General features: G+C 65.7%; 25 protein-coding genes and 1 tRNA gene. 11 read left to right on the plus strand and 15 right to left on the minus strand.

Going from position 1 to position 22,093, the window contains the following annotated elements:
• Nucleotides 1–48: 48 nt before the first annotated feature.
• The 4 genes from D5301_RS01825 to dsbD are packed head-to-tail and all read right to left on the minus strand — an operon-like array spanning nt 49 to nt 4,233.
• A complete protein-coding gene (locus D5301_RS01825; protein WP_194936599.1) occupies nt 49–555 on the minus strand; it encodes a DsrE family protein in 507 nt (168 codons plus the stop codon).
• A gap of 41 nt (nt 556–596) precedes the next feature.
• Entirely contained in the window at nt 597–1,427 is an 831-nt protein-coding gene (gene dsbG / locus D5301_RS01830) for a thiol:disulfide interchange protein DsbG (protein WP_153854610.1), read from the minus strand.
• Nucleotides 1,427–2,281, minus strand: coding sequence for a TlpA disulfide reductase family protein (locus tag D5301_RS01835; RefSeq protein WP_228756294.1), 855 nt, complete (start codon nt 2,279–2,281; stop codon nt 1,427–1,429). The genes dsbG and D5301_RS01835 overlap by 1 nt, the downstream gene beginning before the upstream one ends.
• Nucleotides 2,278–4,233 carry a protein-disulfide reductase DsbD gene (dsbD, locus tag D5301_RS01840; protein ID WP_228756295.1) on the minus strand — a complete coding sequence of 652 codons (1,956 nt, stop codon included), beginning with the start codon at nt 4,231–4,233 and terminating at the stop codon, nt 2,278–2,280. The genes D5301_RS01835 and dsbD overlap by 4 nt, the downstream gene beginning before the upstream one ends.
• A 153-nt stretch (nt 4,234–4,386) precedes the next feature.
• On the opposite strand from dsbD, the gene D5301_RS01845 reads away from it, so the two are divergent.
• Together D5301_RS01845 and D5301_RS01850 are read left to right on the plus strand one after the other, a co-directional pair.
• The gene (locus D5301_RS01845) at nt 4,387–5,052 is read left to right on the plus strand and encodes a response regulator (protein ID WP_100441021.1); all 666 of its coding nucleotides are present in this window, start codon (nt 4,387–4,389) and stop codon (nt 5,050–5,052) included.
• Complete coding sequence (locus tag D5301_RS01850; RefSeq protein WP_100441022.1) at nt 5,049–6,377, plus strand: ATP-binding protein; 1,329 nt, start codon at nt 5,049–5,051, stop codon at nt 6,375–6,377. The genes D5301_RS01845 and D5301_RS01850 overlap by 4 nt, the downstream gene beginning before the upstream one ends.
• Before the next feature lie 39 nt (nt 6,378–6,416).
• On the opposite strand, the gene D5301_RS01855 is transcribed toward D5301_RS01850, so the two are convergent.
• The 4 genes from D5301_RS01855 to D5301_RS01870 are packed head-to-tail and all read right to left on the minus strand — an operon-like array spanning nt 6,417 to nt 8,751.
• Complete coding sequence (locus D5301_RS01855; protein ID WP_100441023.1) at nt 6,417–7,181, minus strand: MBL fold metallo-hydrolase; 765 nt, start codon at nt 7,179–7,181, stop codon at nt 6,417–6,419.
• Nucleotides 7,178–7,618: a sulfur transferase domain-containing protein gene (locus D5301_RS01860; protein ID WP_100441024.1), complete on the minus strand. Its 441-nt coding sequence runs from the start codon at nt 7,616–7,618 to the stop codon at nt 7,178–7,180. Before D5301_RS01860 ends, D5301_RS01855 begins: the two co-directional genes overlap by 4 nt.
• Before the next feature lie 36 nt (nt 7,619–7,654).
• Nucleotides 7,655–8,440 (minus strand): sulfite exporter TauE/SafE family protein, encoded by a 786-nt coding sequence (locus D5301_RS01865; protein WP_024890245.1) that lies wholly within the window; start codon nt 8,438–8,440, stop codon nt 7,655–7,657.
• Nucleotides 8,437–8,751, minus strand: coding sequence for a metalloregulator ArsR/SmtB family transcription factor (locus D5301_RS01870; RefSeq protein WP_043689608.1), 315 nt, complete (start codon nt 8,749–8,751; stop codon nt 8,437–8,439). The genes D5301_RS01865 and D5301_RS01870 overlap by 4 nt, the downstream gene beginning before the upstream one ends.
• 117 nt (nt 8,752–8,868) lie before the next feature.
• Here D5301_RS01870 and D5301_RS01875 point away from each other — a divergent pair, with 117 nt between their 5' ends.
• From D5301_RS01875 to D5301_RS24125, 5 genes are all read left to right on the plus strand, one after another.
• On the plus strand, nt 8,869–9,741 hold the full coding sequence (locus D5301_RS01875) for an MBL fold metallo-hydrolase (RefSeq protein ID WP_100441026.1): 873 nt from the start codon (nt 8,869–8,871) through the stop codon (nt 9,739–9,741).
• The gene (locus tag D5301_RS01880; protein ID WP_024890248.1) at nt 9,738–10,154 is read left to right on the plus strand and encodes a YeeE/YedE family protein; all 417 of its coding nucleotides are present in this window, start codon (nt 9,738–9,740) and stop codon (nt 10,152–10,154) included. Before D5301_RS01875 ends, D5301_RS01880 begins: the two co-directional genes overlap by 4 nt.
• Nucleotides 10,154–10,570, plus strand: coding sequence for a DUF6691 family protein (locus tag D5301_RS01885; protein WP_024890249.1), 417 nt, complete (start codon nt 10,154–10,156; stop codon nt 10,568–10,570). The genes D5301_RS01880 and D5301_RS01885 overlap by 1 nt, the downstream gene beginning before the upstream one ends.
• Nucleotides 10,571–10,579: 9 nt before the next feature.
• On the plus strand, nt 10,580–11,119 hold the full coding sequence (locus D5301_RS01890; protein ID WP_100441027.1) for a sulfur transferase domain-containing protein: 540 nt from the start codon (nt 10,580–10,582) through the stop codon (nt 11,117–11,119).
• A 267-nt stretch (nt 11,120–11,386) separates the two neighbouring features.
• Nucleotides 11,387–11,563, plus strand: coding sequence for a hypothetical protein (locus D5301_RS24125; RefSeq protein WP_228756296.1), 177 nt, complete (start codon nt 11,387–11,389; stop codon nt 11,561–11,563).
• Nucleotides 11,564–11,841: 278 nt separating this feature from the next.
• On the opposite strand, the gene D5301_RS01900 is transcribed toward D5301_RS24125, so the two are convergent.
• The 7 genes from D5301_RS01900 to dtd all read right to left on the minus strand — a co-directional run bounded on the left by D5301_RS01900 (nt 11,842) and on the right by dtd (nt 17,761).
• The gene (locus D5301_RS01900) at nt 11,842–12,612 is read right to left on the minus strand and encodes a hypothetical protein (protein ID WP_153854611.1); all 771 of its coding nucleotides are present in this window, start codon (nt 12,610–12,612) and stop codon (nt 11,842–11,844) included.
• Nucleotides 12,613–12,795: 183 nt separating this feature from the next.
• Nucleotides 12,796–12,966 (minus strand): hypothetical protein, encoded by a 171-nt coding sequence (locus D5301_RS01905; protein ID WP_153854612.1) that lies wholly within the window; start codon nt 12,964–12,966, stop codon nt 12,796–12,798.
• 14 nt (nt 12,967–12,980) lie between these two features.
• Nucleotides 12,981–14,159: an integrase arm-type DNA-binding domain-containing protein gene (locus D5301_RS01910; protein WP_153854613.1), complete on the minus strand. Its 1,179-nt coding sequence runs from the start codon at nt 14,157–14,159 to the stop codon at nt 12,981–12,983.
• A gap of 179 nt (nt 14,160–14,338) precedes the next feature.
• Nucleotides 14,339–14,414, minus strand: a tRNA-Ile gene (locus D5301_RS01915).
• 40 nt (nt 14,415–14,454) lie between these two features.
• Nucleotides 14,455–14,784, minus strand: coding sequence for a hypothetical protein (locus D5301_RS01920; RefSeq protein ID WP_110713865.1), 330 nt, complete (start codon nt 14,782–14,784; stop codon nt 14,455–14,457).
• A gap of 592 nt (nt 14,785–15,376) precedes the next feature.
• Nucleotides 15,377–17,230 (minus strand): RNA polymerase sigma factor RpoD, encoded by a 1,854-nt coding sequence (gene rpoD / locus D5301_RS01925; RefSeq protein WP_014038623.1) that lies wholly within the window; start codon nt 17,228–17,230, stop codon nt 15,377–15,379.
• Between the two features lie 90 nt (nt 17,231–17,320).
• Nucleotides 17,321–17,761 (minus strand): D-aminoacyl-tRNA deacylase, encoded by a 441-nt coding sequence (dtd, locus tag D5301_RS01930; RefSeq protein ID WP_110713866.1) that lies wholly within the window; start codon nt 17,759–17,761, stop codon nt 17,321–17,323.
• A gap of 61 nt (nt 17,762–17,822) precedes the next feature.
• Here dtd and D5301_RS01935 point away from each other — a divergent pair, with 61 nt between their 5' ends.
• The 4 genes from D5301_RS01935 to D5301_RS01950 all read left to right on the plus strand — a co-directional run bounded on the left by D5301_RS01935 (nt 17,823) and on the right by D5301_RS01950 (nt 22,078).
• Nucleotides 17,823–18,743 carry a lauroyl acyltransferase gene (locus D5301_RS01935; protein WP_153854614.1) on the plus strand — a complete coding sequence of 307 codons (921 nt, stop codon included), beginning with the start codon at nt 17,823–17,825 and terminating at the stop codon, nt 18,741–18,743.
• Between the two features lie 87 nt (nt 18,744–18,830).
• Nucleotides 18,831–19,967, plus strand: a complete 1,137-nt coding sequence (gene ribA, locus D5301_RS01940) for a GTP cyclohydrolase II RibA (RefSeq protein ID WP_153854615.1) — start codon at nt 18,831–18,833, stop codon at nt 19,965–19,967.
• A gap of 75 nt (nt 19,968–20,042) precedes the next feature.
• Complete coding sequence (locus D5301_RS01945; RefSeq protein WP_248858349.1) at nt 20,043–20,543, plus strand: PH domain-containing protein; 501 nt, start codon at nt 20,043–20,045, stop codon at nt 20,541–20,543.
• Nucleotides 20,540–22,078 (plus strand): PH domain-containing protein, encoded by a 1,539-nt coding sequence (locus D5301_RS01950; protein WP_324187243.1) that lies wholly within the window; start codon nt 20,540–20,542, stop codon nt 22,076–22,078. Before D5301_RS01945 ends, D5301_RS01950 begins: the two co-directional genes overlap by 4 nt.
• Nucleotides 22,079–22,093: the final 15 nt, after the last annotated feature.

Consider the following 22,093-nt stretch of genomic DNA (forward strand, 5'->3'; position numbering starts at 1 on the left):
GACCATCGCTGGGCACAGTCGATTCAGCCAGCGGCGTCTGCTGCTGGTTCACAGCGGAACCAGCGCATAGCCTTGCTGCTGCAGCGTGATGATGCTGGTCAACGCCGAAAGCGATATTGCGATGCTGGGTGCCAGCGAGTTGCTGTCCAGCTGCCGGGAGTGCAAGGCCTGGCCGCACACGAACATTTGCACTCCCGCCGCCGACAGTTGCGCGATCAGCCCGAGGTTCGGGTTAGCGACCCCATGGCGGACGCGGTACGCGGGATCAGCCAGCGCTGAATCCGTTGCTCCTTCGCTGAGCAGCACGACGAAGTCCAACTGCTTCTTCGTCACTCCGCTTGCCTTGAGCAGGTTGACGGCGCGCGCGACCCGCTCCAAGCCCGGATCCGTCGCAGCGGGTGAAGCCGGCGCCACGGTCAGGCTGAATACCGCCCGCTGGCGCATTTTCGGGTCGGGTTGGTGGGCGGCGTCCGGCAGGACGATCGCTTTGCCATGCATGGCGATAGTGTGGGCGGGAGACGTCGCCGGCGTCGCCGCCTGCGCGAAGTAGGTCATGCCCGCCAGCACCAGGCCCAATAGCAAGGATGTGCCCCGCATCAGCGCGGTCCGAGCACGGTGGCCAGGTCATCTGGTGCCGGCATGCCGGCTCGGCGCTGGACCGTGCCGTTGTCGTCGCGGAACAGGATGCCCGGCGTGCCTTGGAACCCTAGTTGGACCATCAGTCTTTGGTTCGCATCGAGGGTGGCGCGCACATTGGCGGGCACGGAGGCCGCCGGCTTGATGCCGCCTGAGCTGTAGCTGGTTTCATTGCGACGGAGCGCCTCCGACGGCGAGCTGGCGGTCATGATCGTGGCAACCTTGTTGGCGCTGTCCGGACGGATCACACCGACCATGATGTGCCGCAGTTGCACCTTGCCCGAATCCACCCACGGCCGCGCTGCACTCCAGAACTTGTTGCAGAACGGGCAGTTCGGGTCGCTGAACGTGTAGATCACGCGGGGCGCATCGGCCTTTCCGTCGGCGATCCATTCGCTCGCCTCCAGCAGTGCCCAGGTGCGGGCCGACATCGGACCGGCGACAAGTCGCTGCAGCGCCTCGGCGCCGATGTCCTCGCCCTTTGCATTGATCAGCGTCCCAACGACGGCATGTTCGCCGTCGTTGGTCGCGTATACCGCCACGGGCTGCTGGCCTGCGACGCCTGCAAAGCCGCGAAGACCCGATGGGGCGTCGAACTCGCCGAGCACTTCGAAACCCTGGGCTTCAATGGCTTCGATCACGGCGGGCCTTTCAGTCTCCGGGTTGCTGGTGGCGTTCGTTGGGACAGCCGGTGCGGTGGAAACCGACTTTTCCTCGGCGGCCTGACTGCAACCGGTGGCGAGCAGCAGGGCGGACGAAAGCAGTATTGCAGTGGGGTTCACTCGTGCCATCACGGCACCTCCTTGGTTGGAAGGGTTGGGGGACTCGATGAGGGCGCAGCACCGAAGCGCCGCAGCTTTACGGCAAGGCTCGCATTCGAGAGTTCGCCCATGTGGGTGTCCACAAGCCGGCCGTCGGCATCGAAGAACAGCGTCGTTGGCAGGCCGCGCGAGCCGGACTCCTGCATTACGGACGAGAATGGATCGAGCAGCACATTGCTCAGTTGCAGGTGACTCTCGCGCAGGTAGTCACGGATCTCCGATTCGGATTCCCCCTGATTGACGAAGACGAACGTCACGTCGCCGCGTTCTTCCTGCGCCTTGGCCAGGACCGGCATTTCGCGGCGACACGGCGGGCACCACGTCGCCCACAGGTTCACGACCATCGGCTCGCCGGTCATCGCCGAAAGCTTCGTGCTGCCGCCGTCGAGCGTGCTCAGTTCGGTTGCCGGCAGTTTCATCACCGACTGCTGCATCAACAGCAGCGCGCCACCGAGAACGGCCCAGGAAGCCAGCCCTGCGATCGCACCGAACAGCAGCGGACGTCGCAGCGCGGGAGCGTTTCGCGCTCGCCATGCGCCGAATGCGAGGCCCGCGAGCACGCCCGCCCAGATCGAGAAGCCGCCGTCGCCGATGCGGACAATTGACCACGGATCCGCGAGGTACTGCGGCCACCATGCGAGCACGAAGGCTAGCCGCGCCGCGAGCACGCCGACCATCAGCATGTCGAGGAACGTCGAAAGCGGCTTGATCGCGGGTTGCCCGGGCAAGGGCACAACGAACTGCCGGGCGACCAGTGCGGCAATCGCGAGTGCGACCAGCAGCACCACCAGGGACATGGGAAACGGGCCAAGACTGACCATCATTGCGCTCCTTGCTGGACGCGCTGCAGGCGGGCCAGGAATGCTTCGGGGGTGATCTCGCCCACCGTGCGCTCGGCGCGGTGTTCTTGGCCGTCGGGTCCGATGAGCAGCAACGTCGGCGGACCGGCCACCTGCCATGCCTTCATCAATGCCCGATCGGCCACATCGTTGGCGGTGACGTCGGGCCTCACGACCTGCATGCCGGCGAGCATCGATGCCACCTGCGGATCACCGAACACTTCCCGTTCGATGACATGGCAGGAAACGCACCAGTCGGCGTAGAAATCGACCAGCGTCCATTGGCCTCGCGCACCGGCTTCGGCGATGCGACGTGACAGGTCGTCGGCCGTCTTGGCTTGGACGAAGGCGACCGTCGGCGCGGCTGTCTGCGCACTCGCATCGCTGGCACCGAGTCGTTCCAGGGGGCGCCACGGATCGCCGGAGCCGCTGGCACCGCCAATCATGAGTGCCAGTGCCCAGACCGCCGACGCGGCTGCAAAATAGCGCGGCAGCCACAGGCGCAGCGGGCCGCTTGCAGGCGGTGCGACCAGGGCCAGGAAACCCGCCGCCACGCCGAGCAGCCAGGCGCCCCATAGCACCAGCGCCGTCGCCGGTGCCAGCACCCGCGCCAGCATCGATATCGCCAACGCCAGCAGGACGTAGCCGAAGACCGCCTTGACGCGATCCATCCACGCGCCGGGGCGCGGCAGGATGCGTGCGCCGAACACCGCAATCGCGAGCAGGGGCAATCCCATGCCCAGCCCAAGCGCGAACAGCGCCAGGCCGCCGGTCAGCGCGCTGCCGGACTGGCTGATGTAGAGCAGCGCGCCGGCAAGTGGCGCAGTCATGCACGGTCCCACCAGCAGCGCGGACAGGAACCCGAGCGCGGCGGCGCCAGCGAGCGTGCCGCCGCGCTGCTGGCGACCGGCGCGATCCAGGCGGTCGCCGAGCCACGCCGGCAACTGCAGCTCGAACGCACCGAACATCGACAGCGCAAGCACCACGAACACCGCCGCGAAGGCGCCCAACAGCCACGGGTTCTGCAAGGCCGCCTGCAGGTTGGCACCGGCGATCCCGGCGGCCACGCCGAGCGCGGCGTAGGTCAACGCCATCGGCAGAACGTAGGCCACCGACAAGGCGAGCGCACGCCGCGTGGTCGGCTGTCCGCCAACGATCAGGCTGGAAACGATCGGGATCATCGGCAGCGTGCACGGCGTGAACGCGAGCAGCAGCCCCATGCCGAAGAACACCGCGACCGACGCGAACAGGCTGGCATCGGCGAGGCGGCTGGCGAAGCGCTGGTCCTCGCCGGCAACGGAAGGCGCCGGGGCGGCCTCCCTGATCGAGCCCGTGACGGATGATGCGCCGACGCCTGCCGAGTTTTGTGCGACGGAGGCCGCAGAGGGGGAGGTGGGCGGCTGCGGGGCGCTGTCGCTTGTCGCCTTTTCCGAGGGCGGCGTCGTCGCTGCGGTGTCCACAGCGGCATTGGTTGCCGGTGGCGTCTCGACCGATGGCAGATCGACCGGCATGGTCTGCGGCGGATAGCAGATGCCGGCATCTGCGCAGCCCTGCCAATGCAGCGTCGCCGAGCGTGCGTCGCCACCATTGACTATGATTTCGACAGTGTCATAATAGACCTCGGTGCGGCCGAAGAACTCGTCGGTTTTCGCCCTGCCGTTCGACAACTGCAGCGGCAACGCCTTGCCGCCGTCGAGAACAACGCTCAGGCGGTGTCGATAGAGGTAGTAGCCCGGCGCGATAGTGCCGCTCAGCCGGGTCGCGCCATCCTTCACGGCCGTTGCCTCGACCCTGAACACCTCGCTGACCTCGAGGAACTCGGGCTGCTGCTGCCCGCTCGGTGGTGCGAGCCAGCCTTGCGCCATCGCGGGCACGGGAACCGCCAACATCGGCAACATCAACAGGCTTAGCAACAACCGGCGCAGCAACAGCATCATTCAGTACTCCGGAGATCCAGGCCGGCCACGATGAAGGCGCGCGATTAAGTCACGATTAAAGGCCCCCCAGGCTGGAGCCATGACCCGGCGGTGGCGACGCCGGGTACCCTGCGCTAGGGTGCAGCGCGCATCTGGTTTCCGGAGTTGGCATCAATGAGGATCCTGGTCGTTGAGGACGACGAATTGATCGCCCGGGGCATAGTCTCCGGTCTTCGGGCTTTTGGAATGACAGCCGATCGCGTGGAGAGCGTCGCGCACGCCGAACTCGCGCGACAGACGACCCATTGCGACGCGATGGTGCTGGACCTTGGGCTGCCCGACGAGGACGGTATGCAGCTGCTGGTGCGCATGCGCCAGAGCGGTGATGAATTGCCGGTGCTGCTGCTGACCGCGCGCGATGCGGTGGAAGATCGCATCGCCGGCCTGCAAGGCGGCGCCGACGACTATCTGGTCAAACCGTTCGATCTCGGCGAGCTCGTGGCACGGCTGCACGCCTTGTCGAGGCGTGCCGCTGGCCGCAGCGTGAACCTAATCGAAGCCGGTTCACTGGCGCTGGATCCCGCCAGTGGGCAGGCTTGGCTCGACGGCATACCCGTCGACCTGTCGCGTCGCGAGACCGCACTGCTCGCCAGCCTGATGCAGGCAGGCGGGCGCTGCCTGTCCGGCGAACAGCTCAAGGACAGCCTGTACGGTTTCGAACAGGAGGTCGGCAGCAACGCAATCAACGTGCACATCCATCACCTGCGCCGGAAACTCGGTGCCGATGTCATTCAAACCGTGCGCGGACTCGGATATCGGTTCGGCAGGGCCGAGCCATGAGCCTGCGATTCCGCCTGGTGCTGACAATCGGCATCGCCTTGGCGGTGCTGTGGAGCGTGGCGGCGGCGTGGATGCTGCGTGACCTCGATCGCAACCTGCAGCATACCCTCGACGACCGGCTGGCGATGTCGGCACGCATGGTGTCCGGACTGCTGGCGCAGGGCGCGTTGGTGGGCGCCTCGCCGGTAGCGGCGGCTGATGCGGTGACCGTTGCCGGCAGTCGCGGGATGGCGTGCCAGATACGCTCGCTGCGTGGGGAGGTGATCGCCACCACCCAGGGCGCATCCAGCGCACTGATGGCGACCGACGCGCCGGGCTATCGCACGCGTGAGATCGAGGGTACGGCGTGGCGTACCTACACGCTGGAGGCGAACGGTTACAGCATTACCACTGCCGACAGTCTCGGTGAGCGTGCCGAACTGAGCCGCCAGATCGCGCTGGCGGCCGGGCTGCCGTTCCTGATTGCCGCGGTGGGTGGCTTGCTTGCGTTGTGGCTGGGCGCGGGCCGTGCGCTCGCGCCGCTCGATCGGCTGCGTCGCACGCTTGCGCAACGCCAGCCCGATGCCGACGAGCCCCTCGACGCGCAACCAATGCCGGGCGAACTCCGGCCATTGGTCGAATCCCTCAACCACCTGCTGCAGCGCGTTTCCGACGCGGTGTCACGAGAGCGCAGCTTCACCAACCATGCTGCGCACGAACTGCGCACACCCTTGACTGCGATCGACACTCACCTGCAGGTTGCGCGGCTGACTGGTGGCGAGGACTCACGACGTGCGCTGGCCGATGCCGGTGAAGGCGTGCAGCGTATGCGTGCGACGCTGGACCAGTTGCTGATGCTGGCGCGGGTCGAAGGACGGCTGCCGTTCGACGACGGACAGTGGATCACCGCCGCGCAGGTGGTGGAGCAGGCGGTGGCGGCCAGCAGTCCGGCGGCCAATGGCCGGGTCGTTGTCGTGGCTGGAAGCGGTAGTCAGGCGGTGCCGGCGGTGCCTCCCGCGCTGTCCGTGGCGGCGTTGCGCAACCTCGTCGACAACGCGTTGCGCTATTCGCCTCCGGGAAGTGCCGTAGACCTTGTTGCTGATGCCGATGCCACCACGGTACGGTTCCGTCTGACCGATCGTGGCGCTGGTCTCGAACCTGACGAGTACCGGCAGGCGACGCAACGGTTCTGGCGAGGACGCGCGACCGGCAGCGCAGGAGGCAGCGGGTTGGGGTTGACGATCGTCGAGGCAATCGCCGAGCGTCATGGCGGGTACGTGGTCTTGCGTCCCAGGGAGGGAGGTGGGACGGTCGCGGAGCTCGTCCTGCCGAGGCAGGACGGTTAGATTCGGCGGCCGTGGAATGCCTCCAACCCCCGACCCTCGCTAACCTTGGGGGCTTTCCGCCATTTCCTGACAGTACTGGCGAAGGTGCTCCGGCAGGTCCGGAGGACACTGCCCGCACGCCTTGTTACCCGGCACGGCATAGTCGATGAACTTCGGGTATGGCAGGTTCAGGTTTTCCATCAGCTCGATGAAATCCTCGAGCGTGCGTTCGGCGCCGAGCCGCGGGTTGCGCTGCTTCTCCTGCGCGATGCTCGATACCCACCGCCCCTGGTAGTCATGCGCCGGGTACACGAGCGTCTCGCCCGGGAGGCCGAACAGCCGACCGCGTACGCTCTCGTACAGTTCACGCGCGTCGCCGCTCTGGAAGTCCGTACGGCCGCAGCCGTCGATCAGCAGCGCGTCGCCGGTGAACACGCGGTCATTCATCACCAACGCGAAGTGGTTGTCGGTGTGGCCGGGCGTATGCATCGGGTCTATGCGCACGCCGCCGACCTGCAGGGGGACGCCGTCTTCCATCGGCACGTCGGTACAGGACAATGCATCGAGCGCGGGGGTAGCGATGCGGCTGCCTACCTCCCGCCGGAGCATCGACGCCGACGTGATGTGGTCCGCATGAATGTGCGTGTCGATCGTCATAACGAGATTCAGACCGAGCTCGTTGACTACCTGCAGGTCGCGCTGCCAGGCGGGCATCACCGGATCCACGAGGGCGGCTTCGCGCGTTTCGGGGCAGGCGATCAGATAGGTGTAGGTCGAAGACACCGGCTCGAAGAGCTGGCGGAAGATGGTGGCGGGACCGATCATGACCGGGCTCCTTCATTTTCCGCGAGCGCGACCACCGCCGGCTCCAGCGTCGCCAGACCGGCCTCACGGCCGCGCTTGAGCGCCGCTTCCAGCGAGCAGCCGCGGTTGAGTGTCGCGTCAAGCGCGATCATTGCGCCCACGCGGTTGGAACTCGCGCAATGGATCAGGACCCCGCCTTCGCGGCGCGCATCGTCCAGCGTCTGGCCGAACTCGCGCACCCGGGCTCGGTCGAGATCGGCGGCGCCGGCGATCGGCAGCGATACGTAGTGCACGCCGAGCCGGGCGGCCTCGGCGGCTTCGTCGTACTCCGCCGGCTCTTCTGGGGCACGCAGATTGATAACCGTACGCACGCCCTCGCGCACGAGTTCGGCCAGATGCGCAGGCGTGGGCTGCCCACCGGCGTAGTGATCTTCAGCGAAGCGCCAGGGTGTGTTCATGGGAGCCTCCGGAACGTTTGCGGGGAAGAACGAAATTCAGATCCAGCCGAGTTCACTCGCGGTGCGGTACAGCATGTACACCGCGACGACGACGATCAGGCCGGCAAGCACCGTGTTGAGCACGCCCTTGCGGTCGCCCAGGCGTGTGGCGAGGCGGGCGCCAAACAGACTGCCGACCGCGCCGCCGCCGATGAACGCCACCGCAAGCGACCAGGCGACCAGTCCGGAGCTCGCGTAGCTCAATGCGGTGGTCAGTCCGAAGGCGGTAACGGCGAGCAGCGATGAACCGACCGCGAACAGGATCGGCATGCCGGTCGAGGCGATCAGGCCCGGTACTACCAGAAAGCCCCCTCCAATACCGAAGAAACCCGACAGGAGCCCGGTGACCGCGCCCGAACCCAGCAGCTTCGGCGCGTTGCCCCGATTGAGCACCACCGCCGGATCCCCTTCACTTCCGCGCGAGCGGAACATCATGCCGGCGACCACGAGCATCAGGAGCGCGAACAATGCAAGCAGCTGCTGCCCGTCCATGGCCTTGCCGAGCATCGCCCCGAACCACGCGCCCAGCACGCCGGCGATAGCGAACGCCGCGGCGCAACGCCACTTCACGTTGCGCTTGCGGGCATGGTTGGTCAGGCCGATAAGTGCGTTGGCCGCAACCGCAAGCGCGCTGGTGCCGATCGCCACATGCGGGTCGCGCACCCCGACGAGGTAGACCATGAGCGGGACCGCGAGAATGGAGCCGCCGCCACCGACCAGCCCGAGCGTGAAGCCGACGACGCCGCCGGAAATGACCCCCATCACTAACTGGAACGTGGTCATTGGACAGCCTCCTGGCTGCCACAGTAGGCGGCGTATAGCGTATCGAGCACGCTTGCAGCAGGGCCCTCGGCTAGCGCGTAGTAGATGGTCTGCGCCTCGCGACGCGTCGTGACGAGCTGCATCTCGCGCAGTACGGCCAGGTGCTGCGACAGGGCGGACATGCTGAGCCCGGTAATCGGCTGCAACTCTCCTACCGAAGCCTCGCCCTCGACCAGCTGGCACAGCACGAGCAGGCGTGCCGGATGGGCCAGTGCCTTCAACAGTGCGGCCGCTTCATTGGCATGCTGCGCCATCTGCTCGGTCGAGGGCATCGGACGTATCTTCTTTGATGAACGGGCCATGGCGGATGTAGTTTAGTAAGTTCTTGACAAGGACAGGTGACGAATGTAATGTAGCAGTACCTAAAGTACAGAGCAAGAAGCTGTCAAATGAATCCGCAGGTGCAGAGCTTTTACGACCCGGCCACGTTCACCTTCACCTACGTGGTCTACGATCGTGACGGTGGCCATGCCGCCATCGTCGACCCGGTGCTCGACTACGATCCCGCCTGTGCCCGAACCTCGACCGCCTCGGCCGACCGCGTGCTCGCGTTCGTGCGCGATCATTCGCTGATCGTGGACTGGATCCTTGAAACCCATGCGCATGCCGACCACCTGACGTCGGCGGCATACCTCAAACGCGAAACCGGCGCGAAGGTCGCGATCGGTCGCGGTATCACCCAGGTGCAGGAGCGCTTCAAGGCGCTGTTCGGGATGGAGCCGGAGTTCGCCACCGACGGCCGCCAGTTCGATCGGCTGTTCGCCGATGGAGACACGTTCGCCATCGGCGAGCTCGAAGCGCGTGCGATCGCGACGCCCGGTCACACCGACGATAGTCTGACCTATCTCGTTGGTGACGCCGCGTTCGTGGGCGATACGGTGTTTGCCCCTGAAACGGGCACCGCGAGAGTGGACTTCCCAGGGGGCGACGCGCGCAAGCTCTACCGATCGATCCGCACCTTGTTCGATCTGCCCGCCGACACCCGCCTGTTCCTGTGCCACGACTACCCGCCGGCCGAGCGCGAGGCGCATCCGCAGAGCTCGCTCGACGAGCAGAAGCAGCGCAATGTGCATGTGGGCGGCGAGGCAGATGAGGAGACGTTCGTGAAGTTGAGGACCGAACGGGATGCAAGACTGGCGGCGCCCAAGCTGATTCTGCCGGCGTTGCAGGTGAACATTCGCGCTGGCGAGCTGCCGCCGACGGACGCGAACGGCATCCGCTACCTGCGGCTGCCCCTGAACCAATTGGGAGGTGAGGCATGACCACGTGGATGATCGCCCTGGCAGGCGGGGTGCTGATTGGACTGTCCGCGACGTTGTTGCTGTGGCTCAACGGACGGGTCGCGGGCGTCAGCGGCATCCTCAACGGCGTTCTGTTCCCGAAGGCAGGTGATGTGTCGTGGCGCGCCATGTTTTTGCTGGGCTTGATCGTCGCCGCGGGCCTATACATGGCACTGGTGCCCGGTGCACCACTGCCGCGGACGGACTATTCGCGAGTCGGGCTGGTGGTCGCCGGGCTGCTGGTGGGCTTCGGCACGCGCATGGGCAACGGCTGCACGAGCGGCCACGGCGTGTGTGGGCTCGGCCGACTGTCCATGCGCTCGCTGGCGGCCGTCCTGACCTTCATGGCCACGGCCATTGCAACCACCTTCCTTGTGCGCCACGTCTGGAGTTGATGATGAAGTTCTCGATTGCCGCGCTGCTGTCGGGTGCGCTGTTTGGTCTGGGGCTGGCAATGTCGGGCATGACCGACCCCCGCATCGTGCTCGGCTTCCTCGACGTGTTCGGAGATTTCGATCCGACGCTGGCGTTCGTCCTCGGCGGCGCCGTCACCACCACCGGGCTGCTGTTCCGCTTGGTGCTGCGCCGTGGCAGCCCGGTGCTCGCCGATACGTTCCAGCTGTCGAACCTGAAGCAGGTCGACCGCAAGCTGCTCGGCGGTGCGGCACTGTTCGGAATCGGCTGGGGTATCGCCGGCTACTGTCCAGGTCCTGCACTCGCGGGCCTGGGGATCGGCTCGGTCGAAGCGCTGTGGTTCATCCCGGCCATGCTGGCTGGCATCCTGTTGCACCGTGTCGTCAACCGCGCCTGAGGTTATGCCATGAAGCCTATTCCATTGCTCTTCCTTGTCGTTGCGCTCGCAGGCCCCGGCTGCGCCTCCGCCACGTACCCGACTGCACTGCCGACCGTTGCGGATGCGGTGTCACCTGCGCCGGGCATCGTGTCGGCGGGGCGGCTGGATGCCGACGACATCTCACGCGTGCGTGATGCTGGCATCCGCCACGTCATCGACCTCACCTTGGATGCGGAGACGCCAGATTTCGACGAGGCGGCAGCCGTCCGCGCGGCCGGCCTTCTGTACTCCAACCTGCCATTACGCGGTGCAGTGGATCTCACCCGTGAGAACGTGATGGCGTTTGATGCCATTGTTCGAGACGCGAAACGTCCGGTGCTCGTGCACTGTGCCAGCGGCAACCGTGTCGGTGCGATGGCAGCGCTCCGGGCCGCATGGGTGGACGGAAAGGAGGCCGATGAAGCGATCGCGATCGGAAGAACCTGGGGGCTCAAGGGTCTTGAGGAAGAGGTGCGCCGCAGGATCGAGGCCGACGCTTCCCAGGCCAGGAGCAAGGTCCCGGGCTAACGACCGCTGCGTGCCGGGTCCGGTCAGTGCCGGACTGCGTCCATGATCCGGTAAGCGTTCGCGCCGGCGACCTGCCGTTCTTCGTACCCGGCACCGAGGGCGTGCTGATACATCCGAAGGTAGCCCCCCAAGACGACGAGCACGTCATCACAAAGAACTATCCGAACTCGTTCCACAAGACGGACCTCAAGGAGACACTCGATTCCGACGGCATCGAATAAGTCACGGTTATTGGCCGATGAGCCACATGTGCATCGACGCGACAACTTGCGCCGCGGCTATTTTGGTTACAAGACAACGGTCGTGCACGACGCCTGCGCAACCCGCGAGCTCGAGTTCGATGGGAAGAGCGTGCCCGCCGAGCAAGTGCATACGGCCCTGATGTCAACGCTCGCATTCGGGTATGCGGAAGTCATTTCAGCCGACACCTATCTGGCCAAATGACATCTGTTGGGGCGTGCAGCGCGATTTGCTTGGCGGTAAGTCATCGGCCGCTCTCTCATCCCTGGCGTTGCTACGTGATGTCCGCTCTTGTCCGGAAGCGGTCGTCGCTTGAGGGGCGGCTTACGACCCAAGGCGGACGCGCATGCGTTTATCTTGTCTGTGGACGCATTCTTTCCACGGAACCCTACCGTCTGGTCCAGCAGGTCAGAGCAATCTTGCTAGCCGTAACCGCCATGCACCGTTGTGCCGACTGAAACGCGCATTGGCGGCGGGCCGGCCTAGATAATCGCATCCTCGACTAGCTGCGTAGCACGGCTTTTCGTCGGACTCGGCCACTCGTCGCGACTTAAATCTCTAACGTCAACACTACCAACTTCCCACGCCACTGCCTGAAATTTCGCTGCTCCTGTCGGATAGGGAGCGCCGCCAGAAACAGAAAATCGAATTGGCACTTTCAGGTTCGCTTGATGAAACGCAGCGATGGCTGCAGCAAAAGCGCTCTGGTGGGCGGCGTCCCTATGCAGAAACTTAAAGCTCTTGCTGGCGTTGTCTTTGGAGGGCATAACATCACGGGCTCCCCCCACAAAGGGTCTGCGCGAGAGAACTTTGTTGATATCTCTCGAATGACCAGCAAGTACTAGCAGACATGTTGCGTTCGGGTGCGCTCGCTTCATGAGGCAGAGACGGATGAAATCCGCCATCAAATTCGTCACCGAGCAGTGCGACGATCCGGCCCATTTTGCCTCAATAAGAACTTGTGGATCTGATGCAGGCTGTCTTCCGTCATCATAGATCAGTGCGAAGTCGACGCTACGCTTTCGACCACCGCCAATCTTGCGCTCGGCATCTGGGACGCGCTGGAGCGCGGCCAGAGGGTAGTCCGCATGGACCCGGGCTGCTTTGTGGTCCCCATGCAGAGAGCTGGCGACATTACCAATTGCGCTCTTGAACGAGCTCTCGGAAAACAGACCTGCCCTGAAACAGCAGGTTTCGAAGTGCATCCAACTGCCTAGCGCTTCAGCAAAGCGCCTTGTGTCCGTCATTCGCATGATTGTCACCTTGCCGGAAAATTAAACCTGCTCCCCGGGGTCTACGTCGCGCGATGGGCTGTGTGGTCAAGCCTTCGAACCACAGCAGACGCACTCCCCGGAGCTGCTGACTCAGCGAAAAGCACGACTTCGTCCAGTCGAATGCAACAACAACGCTGGCTCATTCACGCCATTTCAGTCAGGTCAGGACCGCACCATCATCAGCATCAAGCCGAACACATCGGCGCGTGCCTCAACTCGAATGAGCCCAAGTAGCTGGCGACGCAGTACGCGTTCTTCGACGCCAAGCGGCACCCCTACCACGAGTTGCTCCACGCGCATTGTCGTCAATTGAGCGACGATGCGCGAACTCATCTGTGACTCGAAGCCTATGCGCGACGTCTCAACTCGTCTAGGTAGTTTGCCCAAGCCCGCATCATCCTTCTGCGCTCTTCTAGGTGGGTAGTCCGGTTATACGCCCGCCCCAGCGGATCCCGTACCGCATGGGCGAGTTGATGCTCGATGAAGTCCGGCCTGAATCCAAGCACCTCGTCCAGCAGGGTTCTCGCCATGGCCCGAAAGCCATGGGCAGTCATCATCTCGCCGTCGAACCCGAGGTTGCGCAGAGCAGCGTTGATCGTGTTCTCACTGATTGGCTTCTGGATGCTGCGCACGCTCGGAAAGACGTACTGGCTTTTCCTTGCGTAGGGCCGGACATCCTCCAGGAGCTCGACGACCTGCCCCGCCAAGGGAACGATGTGCTGGGTCTGAGTCTTGCTGGTGATGTAACGCCACTCAGCCGCATCCAGGTCGATATCCTCCCAGCGCGCCGCACGGAGCTCGCCCGGCCTGACGAACAGGAGCGCCGAAAGCTTGAGCGCAGCGGAGACGATGGGCGACCCTTGGTAGCCGTAGATCGCCTTGAGAAGCTTTGCCACCTCCTCTGGCTCAGTCAGGCTTGAGAAGTGCTTGGTTTTCGTAGGGGTCAACGCACCGGCAAGACTCAGGGCGGGGTTGTTCTCTGCACGGCCGGTGGCGATGGCATAGCGAAAGACCATGCCCGCAGCGGCGCGAGCCCGATGCGCCGTCTCAAGCGCTCCACGGGCCTCGATCTTCCGCAGGGCCTTCAGCAGGATTGGCGCAGTCACGCTCCGAACGGGCAGATCAGCGATGCTCCCTAGGTCGCGCTCCAGCATCCGGCGCTCCCGAACGACTGACCCGGGGGTCAGCTTCTTGGCCCGTTGCGCCACTAGTTCTTCAGCAAGAGAGCCAAAGGTATTGCCGGCCTCTTCCTCCTGTGCCGCCCGCTCGATCTTCACCACGAGAGCCGGGTCCATGCCCTTCTTGAGCTGGGCCCGGGCCTTGTCCCGCTCGGCGCGAGCTTCTGCAAGGGAAACCGCCGGGTAATCGCCGATGGTCAGCATGTTCGCCTTGCCGGCGAACCGGTACCGATAGCGCCAGATCCTGGCCCCCGAAGGCCTCACCTCGACGCACAGCCCATTGGCGTCGGCTAGGCGATAGACCTTGCCCTGGGGCTTGAGGCTGCGCAGCTTGGTGTCCGTCAACATGGCTGTGAGTAACCGGTATGTGAGTAAGCGAAGACCTTCCGGTCATCTTACTCGCACCGTTACTCACGTTCCAGCTGGATGAAGGCGCACGCGACCGGACCTGGCTGGACATGAAAGCCGAGAATGAGGTCGTTTTTCTAGGATATTCGGACTGACCTGGACGTTGCCGGATCAGTAGATGGTGGGCCCACCAGGATTCGAACCTGAAACCAAGGGATTATGAGTCCCCTGCTCTAACCGTTGAGCTATAGGCCCTGCGCAGCGTCACAGTGTAGTGGAGGCCGCGCACGATCGGCTACCCGGCAGCAGCAAGAACCTCAGCAACGTGCCCCAACCGCTTCTCCGCCGCTTCCGCGAACCACGCCTGCCGCCGCAGGTGGGCGTGGAACAGCGCCACCGTCCTCCTGGCCTCTTCCAGCCCAATCTGGTTGCCGCCGCCGAAGCCAGCAAGCAATCCGGCACCCGACTGTGTCAGCAATGCCAACGTCGCTCGTCGGGCGAACCCCAGTGGATCCTCGCGCTCATCACGCAGCACATCGTCCCAGTCCAACAACGGGGGGAAGTCGCAGCCACGCGTATCCGAGCCACCCCAGCCGCACCCACCGTCAATCTCCGTCAGCCCCATATTCACTCTCCTACGATTCGTCGAACCTCTTCCGCCTCCTGTTGAGAGAGGCGACCGGGTGCTTCAACACGGTCGTAGGGCCGCCCGCAGCTTTCCCCTTGCAGGGTCTTGTATGGCTGCGCGCCACCCGGCCAGAAACCCTTGGGCTCACCGGAATGGCGAGAGTTGCGGTTTGGCCTTGGATTGCCTGCTGTTGCGGCAGACAGTCCGCCTACGACGGTGTGTTGAGCACCTGCGGAGGACTGTGTGGAAGGAAGGCTAGAGGCTTCAATTGGTGAATGCGACATTGCGTGCGCTTGTCACTCCCATCCGACTACACATTTCATTGAGGCACTTGGGGTTTCGGCTGAATGACCACTTCCCCCGGCAGCGAATCGCGGCGAAGGCCTCAACAATTCTCAAGCCAGTTGCGTCACAAGGCTCAGCAATGAGGCCTGTGTGCGTTCACGTGCGTAGCCGGATACGTCACCGCGAACAGCAGCCGAGCATGGCTCGGCTCTACAGGAGAGAGCAGGCAAAGCACACGCCATCCCAAAAAGAAAAACCCCGCACCAGGCGGGGTTTTTCTCAACGCTTCAACAGCCGCCGGATATCAATCGATATCCAGGAAGCTGCGCAGCTGTTCCGAACGGCTCGGGTGACGCAGCTTGCGCAAGGCCTTCGCTTCGATCTGGCGGATGCGCTCGCGGGTCACGTCGAACTGCTTGCCGACCTCTTCCAGCGTGTGGTCGGTGTTCATGTCGATGCCGAAGCGCATGCGCAGCACCTTGGCTTCCCTCGGGGTGAGGCCGGCCAGCACGTCGCGCACGGTTTCAGACAGGTTGATGTTGGTGGTGTTCTCGATCGGGGACTCCACGTTGGTGTCCTCGATGAAGTCGCCCAGATGGGAATCCTCGTCGTCGCCGATCGGGGTTTCCATCGAGATCGGCTCCTTGGCGATCTTCATCACCTTGCGGATCTTGTCTTCCGGCATGTCCATTTCCTTGGCCAGCTCCTCCGGCGTAGCCTCGCGGCCGTACTGCTGGAGCATCTGGCGGGAAATGCGGTTCAACTTGTTGATCGTCTCGATCATGTGCACCGGAATACGGATGGTGCGCGCCTGGTCGGCGATCGAGCGGGTGATCGCCTGGCGGATCCACCAGGTGGCGTAGGTCGAGAACTTGTAACCGCGGCGGTACTCGAACTTGTCCACGGCCTTCATCAGGCCGATGTTGCCTTCCTGGATCAGGTCGAGGAACTGCAGGCCGCGGTTGGTGTACTTCTTGGCGATCGAGATCACCAGGCGCAGGTTGGCCTCGACCATTTCCTTCTTGGCCTTGCGCGCCTTGGCTTCACCGTAGGCCATGGCACGGCTGATTTCCTTCAGCTCTTCCAGGTCCAGCTGGGTCAGCTTCTCGATGTCGATCGTCGCCTGCTGTTCGGCGATGATCTGGTCCTTCACTTCACGCAGGGCCGAAGACCACTTCTGCTTGCGCTTCAGTGCGTCTTCCACCCACTCCAGGTTGGTCTGGTTGCCTTCCCAGGAGCGGATGAAGTCCTTGCGCGGCATGCGGGCGGTGACAGTGGCCAGGTTCAGCACGCGGCGCTCGTGGGCCTTGATCGACGCCATGGTGTCGCGCAGCTGCTTGGTCAGCACGTCGGTCAGCGGCAGCGGCAGCTTCAGGGTGACGAACACCGCCGACATCTCTTCGCGCAGGCGCGGCAGGTTCTTCTTGTCGCCCTTGGTCGCCGCCTTCTTGAAGGCGTTGAAGGCATCGCTCAGCGCCTGCATGCGCGCAGCGACTTCCTCCGGATCCGGACCGGTCGGTGCGGCTTCTTCCTCGCCACCCTCGACATCATCGTCCTCGTCCTCGTCGCCTTCGGCGTCGGCATCGCTGCTGTCATCGGCAGCAGCCGCCGGCGGCGCCGGCTCTTCGTCGGCCAGGTCGTTGAAGCCAACGATCACTTCGGCCAGGCGCTTCTTGCCTTCCTTGTGGGCTTCGTAGTCGGTCAGCAGCGACTCGACCGAGACCGGGAACTGGCCCAGGGCGGCCTGGACCTGCGAAAGGCCTTCCTCGATGCGCTTGGCGATGGCGATTTCGCCTTCGCGGGTCAGCAGCTCGACCGTGCCCATTTCGCGCATGTACATGCGCACCGGGTCGGTGGTACGGCCACCTTCGGTGTCGAGCGCGCTCAGCGCGGCGGCGGCTTCTTCGGCCGCGGTGTCATCGACTTCGCGGTTACCGGTGTTGCCATCGTTGAGAAGCAGGGTTTCCACATCCGGCGCAACTTCATGGACATCAATGCCCATGCCGTTGATCATGCCGATGATGTCTTCGATCTGTTCCGGGTCGACCATGTCGTCCGGCAGATGGTCATTGACTTCGGCGTAGGTCAGGTAGCCCTGTTCCAGGCCCTTGCTGATCAGTTGCTTGATTTCGGATTGGGCAGGACGTTCGTTGGCCATGTAGTGCTCGCGCCACCGGCTAGGGAGAAATAGGGAACGTAGCATTATACCAGCCCGGGGCCCCACCTGCCGGGCGGTGGTCCCGCAGGCTCAGGGCCTGAGAAGGAAGGTCACGGGACCGTCATTGACCAGGCTGACGACCATATGGGCACCAAATCGGCCCGTTTCCACCCCTGGCGCGTGATTTTCACGACAGATCTCGACAAATCGATTGAACCCGCGTTCAGCCTCGTCCGGCGCTGCAGCGCTGGTGAAGCTGGGCCGCATGCCCGAACGGGTATCGGCCGCCAGGGTGAACTGGCTGACCAGCAGCAGGCCGCCGCCGGTGTCGCGCAGCGACCGGTTCATCTTCCCGGCCTCGTCGGCGAACACCCGGTAGCCCAGCAGGCGCTCGGCCATGCGCCGCAGCTGGGCCTCGGTATCGCCCGGCTCCATGCCGACCAGGGCCAGCAGGCCCGGGCCAATCTGCCCCACCGCTTCGTCATCGACATGGACGGCGGCCTGGCTGACACGTTGGATCAGGACGAGCATCGTGGGCTTCCAATGAACGGGGCCGGCCACGATAGCAGCGGCCTTGGCTAAACTGGCACCGATGAATCCGCAACGCAAAGCCCGGCTGGTCTACCGCGCCACCACCCTGTTCGCCCGCCTGCCCTGGCCAGTACTGCGGGGATTCGCGCGCGCGCTGGCGTGGGCCTGGATCAATCTCAACGCCCGTGAGAGCCGTGTCACCCGGCGCAACCTGGAACTGGCCTACCCGGAGCTGGACGGCGCCGCACGCGATCGCCTGCACCGCGATCTGCTGCGCTCCACCGCGCTGCAGGCCATCGAGACCCTGCGCCTGTGGAGCCAGGCGCCGGCCGACAACCTGCGCCTGCACCTGAAGCAGCGCCACGGCGAGGCCCTGTACGACGTGGCCCTGGCCAGCGGCAAGGGCGTGATCGTGGCCGCACCTCACTTCGGCAACTGGGAGCTGCTGAACCAGTGGCTGGCCTCGCGCGGGCAGATCGCCATTGTCTACAAGCCGCCGGAGGACGAAGCCAGCGATGCCTTCCTGCAGCTGGTGCGGGGCGGCCAGAACGTACAGCAGGTGCGCGCCGAAGGCCCGGCCGTGCGCCAGCTGTTCAAGGTGCTCAAGGACGGCGGTGCCACCGGCATCCTGCCCGACCAGCAGCCCAAGGCCGGCGACGGCGTGTTCGTGCCGTTCTTCGGCGTGCAGGCGCTGACCATGACCCTGGTCAACCGGCTGGCCGAGCGCACCGGCGCCACCGTGCTGTACGGCTGGTGCGAGCGCATCGGGCCGGACATGGAATTCGCCCTGCACATCGAGCCGACCGACCCGGCCGTGGCCGACCCGGACCCGCAGGTGGCCGCCACCGCGCTCAATGCCGGCATCGAGCGCATTGCGCGCCGCGATCCGGCGCAGTACCAGTGGACCTACAAGCGCTATACGCTGCGGCCACCAGGCAGCGGCGAGGAAGACCCGTACGCGACCGAAGAGCATCCGCACTGACGGCTGCCGCACTCAGGCCCACATGGCACCTGCGACCGGCGGCCGCGCCACGTTGAATACGACGCCGGCGCCCCCATAGAGACTGCGATGTCCGCCTCCCCCGGTCCTGCCATGCCTGCTGCCCCTTCCCTGTTCGGCGATCCCGCCGCGATCCGCTGCGAACGCGCGGTGGCCGAACTGCGCGCCGGTCGCCCGGTGCTACTCCACGATGGTCAGGGCCAGCGCCTGGCGGTGATCGCACTGGACAGCGCCACCGCCAGCAGCTTCGCCACGTTCGCCAGCGCCGCGTGCGAGCGCCACTACCTGTTCCTGACCGCCACCCGCGCCCGCGTGCTCGGCGTGGAGGCCCCGGAAGGAGCACGCCTGCCGCTGGCGGGTGTTGCCTTCGATGCGCTGCCCTCGCTGGGCTACCTGCGCGAGCCGGGCCCGATGCCGGACGGCTGGAGCGCGGGTGACGCCTTCGATGCCGGCGCGGTGGAACTGGCCCGCCTCGGCCTGCTGCTGCCGGCAATGGTGGCGGTGCGCCTGGACGCCGAAGACCGCACCTTTGACGGTGCTGCCGAAGTGGCCCTGTGCGACCTGGCCGAAGGCGCTGCCCATGCGGCCCACGATTACGAACTGGTGGCACGTTCGCCGGTACCGCTGCGCGACGTCGGCATGACCACCTTCGCGGTGTTCCGCGGCGGCGTGGCCCAGCGCGACCAGGTCGCGATCATCGTCGGCGAACCGGACCTGTCGGCAGTGGTGCCTGTGCGCGTGCACTCCTCGTGCCTGACCGGCGACCTGTTCGGTTCGCTGAAGTGCGACTGCGGCGACCAGCTGCGGCGTGGCCTGCGCAAGCTGAAGGAACTGGGCGGCGGTGTGCTGCTGTACCTGGACCAGGAAGGACGCGGCACCGGCATTGCCGCCAAGATGCGCGCCTACGGCTACCAGCACGACGGCCTGGACACCATCGATGCCGATGCACAGCTGGGCTTCGGTGCCGACGAGCGCCGCTACGGCAGTGCGGTGGCGATGCTGCGTGGCCTGGGCATTTCGCGCGTGGCCCTGCTCAGCAACAACCCGACCAAGGCACAGCGCCTGCGCAACGCTGGCATCGAGGTGCTGGACTGCATTCCGGTCACCGGCGAGATCACCGCCGAGAACGAGCATTACCTGCGCACCAAGGCTGATCGCGCAGGCCACATGCTGGATGTGGACGCGCTGATCCAGGCTGCCCAGTAACGCAGCCGACCTGCTACCGTCTGCGCGGTGCGGCCACGGCCGCCACCGCCCGCCCTGCCACCTGACGGAGCCCGCGTGACCGACGTTCCCCCGCCCTCCTCGCCCACCGATGCCTGGCAGTCGCTGCCGCAACGCGCTGCCCGCCTCGCTGCACTGGAAGGCGCCTTCGGCGGCCTGTTCGTGCCGGGCCTGCCGCTGGCCGCAGCCGCGTGGTTCTTCGACCTGCCCGGCGGCCTGTGGACGGCCGCCCTTGGGCTGCTGATCGGCATCGTCTTCGGCGCCTGGCTCGGCCGCCGGCGCTTGACCCGCACCCGCTGGCGGCTGGATGCCCAAGGGCTGGGCCTGCGCCGCGACCTGATGTGGCAGCTGGAAACGCGCGTCCCCATTTCGCGCGTACAGCACCTGGACCTGCGCCGGGGCCCGCTGGAACGCCGTGCCAGGCTGGCCACGCTGATCGTGCACACCGCCGGTACCCGCATGAGCGCGGTGACCGTCAGCGGCCTGGACGAGGCCGATGCCGAGCGCCTGCGTGACACCCTGTCGCACCAGCTCGACCAGGACGCCGACGCCCTGTGAGCCTGCCGCCGCCCCTGCCCGCATCGCTGCCTGCCGGTGGCGAGGACCATCGCCTGCATCCGTGGTCGTGGCTGTTCGTGCTGCTGATGCAGCTGCGCCACTACTTCCTGCCGCTGGTGGCGTTGCTGGTATTCGGCCAGCGCGGCGACCGCGATCCAATGTGGGCGCAGCTGATTCCACTGGCAGCGATCGTCGCGCTGGTGCTGGTGTCGGTGCTGCAGTACCTCAGCTACCGCTACCGCATCGGCAGCGATGCGATCACCGTGCGCAGCGGCCTGCTGGCGCGCAACCGCCGCGAGATCCCGTTCGCGCGCATCCACAACGTGGAAGTACGGCAGAACCCGCTGCATCGCCTGTTCGGCGTGGCCGAACTGCGCCTGGAGTCGGCCGGTGGCGTGCGTCCGGAAGCCGAGATGCGGGTGCTGAAGCTGGACCAGGCGCTGGCGCTGGAGCGATTGGTACGCCAGCGTGGACAGGCGCCACAGGCCGTTGACGCCGTTGATGCGCCGCCCATTGCCGAGGTCGACAGCGAGCACGTGCTGCTGCGCCTGTCGAGCTGGGACGTGGTGCGCATGGGTCTGCTCTCCAACCGTGGCTGGGCACTGGCGCTGGCCGCGTTCGGCGTGCTGTTCCAGACCGTGCCGCGGCCAGTGATGGACGATGCCATCCAGCGTGGTGGCCGCGAGGCCTTCGGCTATGCCAGCCACCTGCATCCCGGCGTAACCGGCGCGTTCCTGCTCTTGGCCGCCGCGCTGCTGGTGGGCTGGCTGGGGCTGCGCCTGCTGTCGGTGGTGCTGACCCTGCTGCGCTACCACGGCTTTACGCTCAGCGAGCAGGATCGCCGCTTGACCGTTTCGGCCGGCCTGCTCAGCCGCACCCGCAGCAGCGTGGCGCGTCGTCGCATCCAGGCCTGGACGCTGCGCGAAGGCACTCTGCCGCGCTGGTTCGGGCTGCGCCAGCTGCGTATCGACAGCGCCGCCGGTGGCCCCTCGCGCGAAGAGGACCGCGCCCTGCGCGAACTCGCGCCACTGGCGTCGAGCGAGCGCTGCACGGAGCTGGTGCAGCATCTGCTGCCACAGCTGCAATGGCCACCGGCGCAGTGGCAGTCCGTTCCGCAGCGCGGCTGGTGGCGGCTGTGCCTGGGTGCGCTGGTGCTGGTGCCGCTGCTGGCGGCGGCCGCGTACTGGCGCTGGGGCCCATGGGGCCTGCTGGTGCTGGCGTGGCTGCCGGTGGCGCTGCTGGTCGCGCACCGGCAGATGGCACGCATGGGCTGGTATCTGGATGACCACTACGTGGCGGTGCGGGGCGGCTGGTGGAAGCGCTGGTGGCGCTGGGCCGAACTGGACAAGGTGCAGGGACTGCGCCTGCAACGCTCGCCGCTGGACAAGCTGCTCGGCACCAGCAGCCTGCAGCTGGATACCGCCGGCGCGCACGGCGATGTGGCGCTGACCCTGCACCATCTGCCGCAGGCACAGGCCCAGCAGGTGATGGAGCAGCTGGCCGCGGCACTGGCTCGGCGCAAGCTGCGCTGGTGATGGGGCACCGCGCAC

Origin of the sequence: Stenotrophomonas sp. MH181796 (genome assembly GCF_009659995.1) — a bacterium.
Lineage (GTDB): Bacteria > Pseudomonadota > Gammaproteobacteria > Xanthomonadales > Xanthomonadaceae > Stenotrophomonas > Stenotrophomonas riyadhensis.

Excerpts from the sequence above, each read along its gene's own strand:
- D5301_RS01825 (WP_194936599.1), bottom strand. The coding sequence starts at position 555 with ATGACCTACTTCGCGCAGGCGGCGACGCCGGCGACGTCTCCCGCCCAC.
- dsbG (WP_153854610.1), bottom strand. The coding sequence starts at position 1,427 with ATGGCACGAGTGAACCCCACTGCAATACTGCTTTCGTCCGCCCTGCTG.
- D5301_RS01835 (WP_228756294.1), bottom strand. The coding sequence starts at position 2,281 with ATGATGGTCAGTCTTGGCCCGTTTCCCATGTCCCTGGTGGTGCTGCTG.
- dsbD (WP_228756295.1), bottom strand. The coding sequence starts at position 4,233 with ATGATGCTGTTGCTGCGCCGGTTGTTGCTAAGCCTGTTGATGTTGCCG.
- D5301_RS01845 (WP_100441021.1), top strand. The coding sequence starts at position 4,387 with ATGAGGATCCTGGTCGTTGAGGACGACGAATTGATCGCCCGGGGCATA.
- D5301_RS01850 (WP_100441022.1), top strand. The coding sequence starts at position 5,049 with ATGAGCCTGCGATTCCGCCTGGTGCTGACAATCGGCATCGCCTTGGCG.
- D5301_RS01855 (WP_100441023.1), bottom strand. The coding sequence starts at position 7,181 with ATGATCGGTCCCGCCACCATCTTCCGCCAGCTCTTCGAGCCGGTGTCT.
- D5301_RS01860 (WP_100441024.1), bottom strand. The coding sequence starts at position 7,618 with ATGAACACACCCTGGCGCTTCGCTGAAGATCACTACGCCGGTGGGCAG.
- D5301_RS01865 (WP_024890245.1), bottom strand. The coding sequence starts at position 8,440 with ATGACCACGTTCCAGTTAGTGATGGGGGTCATTTCCGGCGGCGTCGTC.
- D5301_RS01870 (WP_043689608.1), bottom strand. The coding sequence starts at position 8,751 with ATGCCCTCGACCGAGCAGATGGCGCAGCATGCCAATGAAGCGGCCGCA.
- D5301_RS01875 (WP_100441026.1), top strand. The coding sequence starts at position 8,869 with ATGAATCCGCAGGTGCAGAGCTTTTACGACCCGGCCACGTTCACCTTC.
- D5301_RS01880 (WP_024890248.1), top strand. The coding sequence starts at position 9,738 with ATGACCACGTGGATGATCGCCCTGGCAGGCGGGGTGCTGATTGGACTG.
- D5301_RS01885 (WP_024890249.1), top strand. The coding sequence starts at position 10,154 with ATGATGAAGTTCTCGATTGCCGCGCTGCTGTCGGGTGCGCTGTTTGGT.
- D5301_RS01890 (WP_100441027.1), top strand. The coding sequence starts at position 10,580 with ATGAAGCCTATTCCATTGCTCTTCCTTGTCGTTGCGCTCGCAGGCCCC.
- D5301_RS01900 (WP_153854611.1), bottom strand. The coding sequence starts at position 12,612 with ATGCGAATGACGGACACAAGGCGCTTTGCTGAAGCGCTAGGCAGTTGG.
- D5301_RS01905 (WP_153854612.1), bottom strand. The coding sequence starts at position 12,966 with ATGAGTTCGCGCATCGTCGCTCAATTGACGACAATGCGCGTGGAGCAA.
- D5301_RS01910 (WP_153854613.1), bottom strand. The coding sequence starts at position 14,159 with ATGTTGACGGACACCAAGCTGCGCAGCCTCAAGCCCCAGGGCAAGGTC.
- D5301_RS01920 (WP_110713865.1), bottom strand. The coding sequence starts at position 14,784 with ATGGGGCTGACGGAGATTGACGGTGGGTGCGGCTGGGGTGGCTCGGAT.
- rpoD (WP_014038623.1), bottom strand. The coding sequence starts at position 17,230 with ATGGCCAACGAACGTCCTGCCCAATCCGAAATCAAGCAACTGATCAGC.
- dtd (WP_110713866.1), bottom strand. The coding sequence starts at position 17,761 with ATGCTCGTCCTGATCCAACGTGTCAGCCAGGCCGCCGTCCATGTCGAT.
- D5301_RS01935 (WP_153854614.1), top strand. The coding sequence starts at position 17,823 with ATGAATCCGCAACGCAAAGCCCGGCTGGTCTACCGCGCCACCACCCTG.
- ribA (WP_153854615.1), top strand. The coding sequence starts at position 18,831 with ATGTCCGCCTCCCCCGGTCCTGCCATGCCTGCTGCCCCTTCCCTGTTC.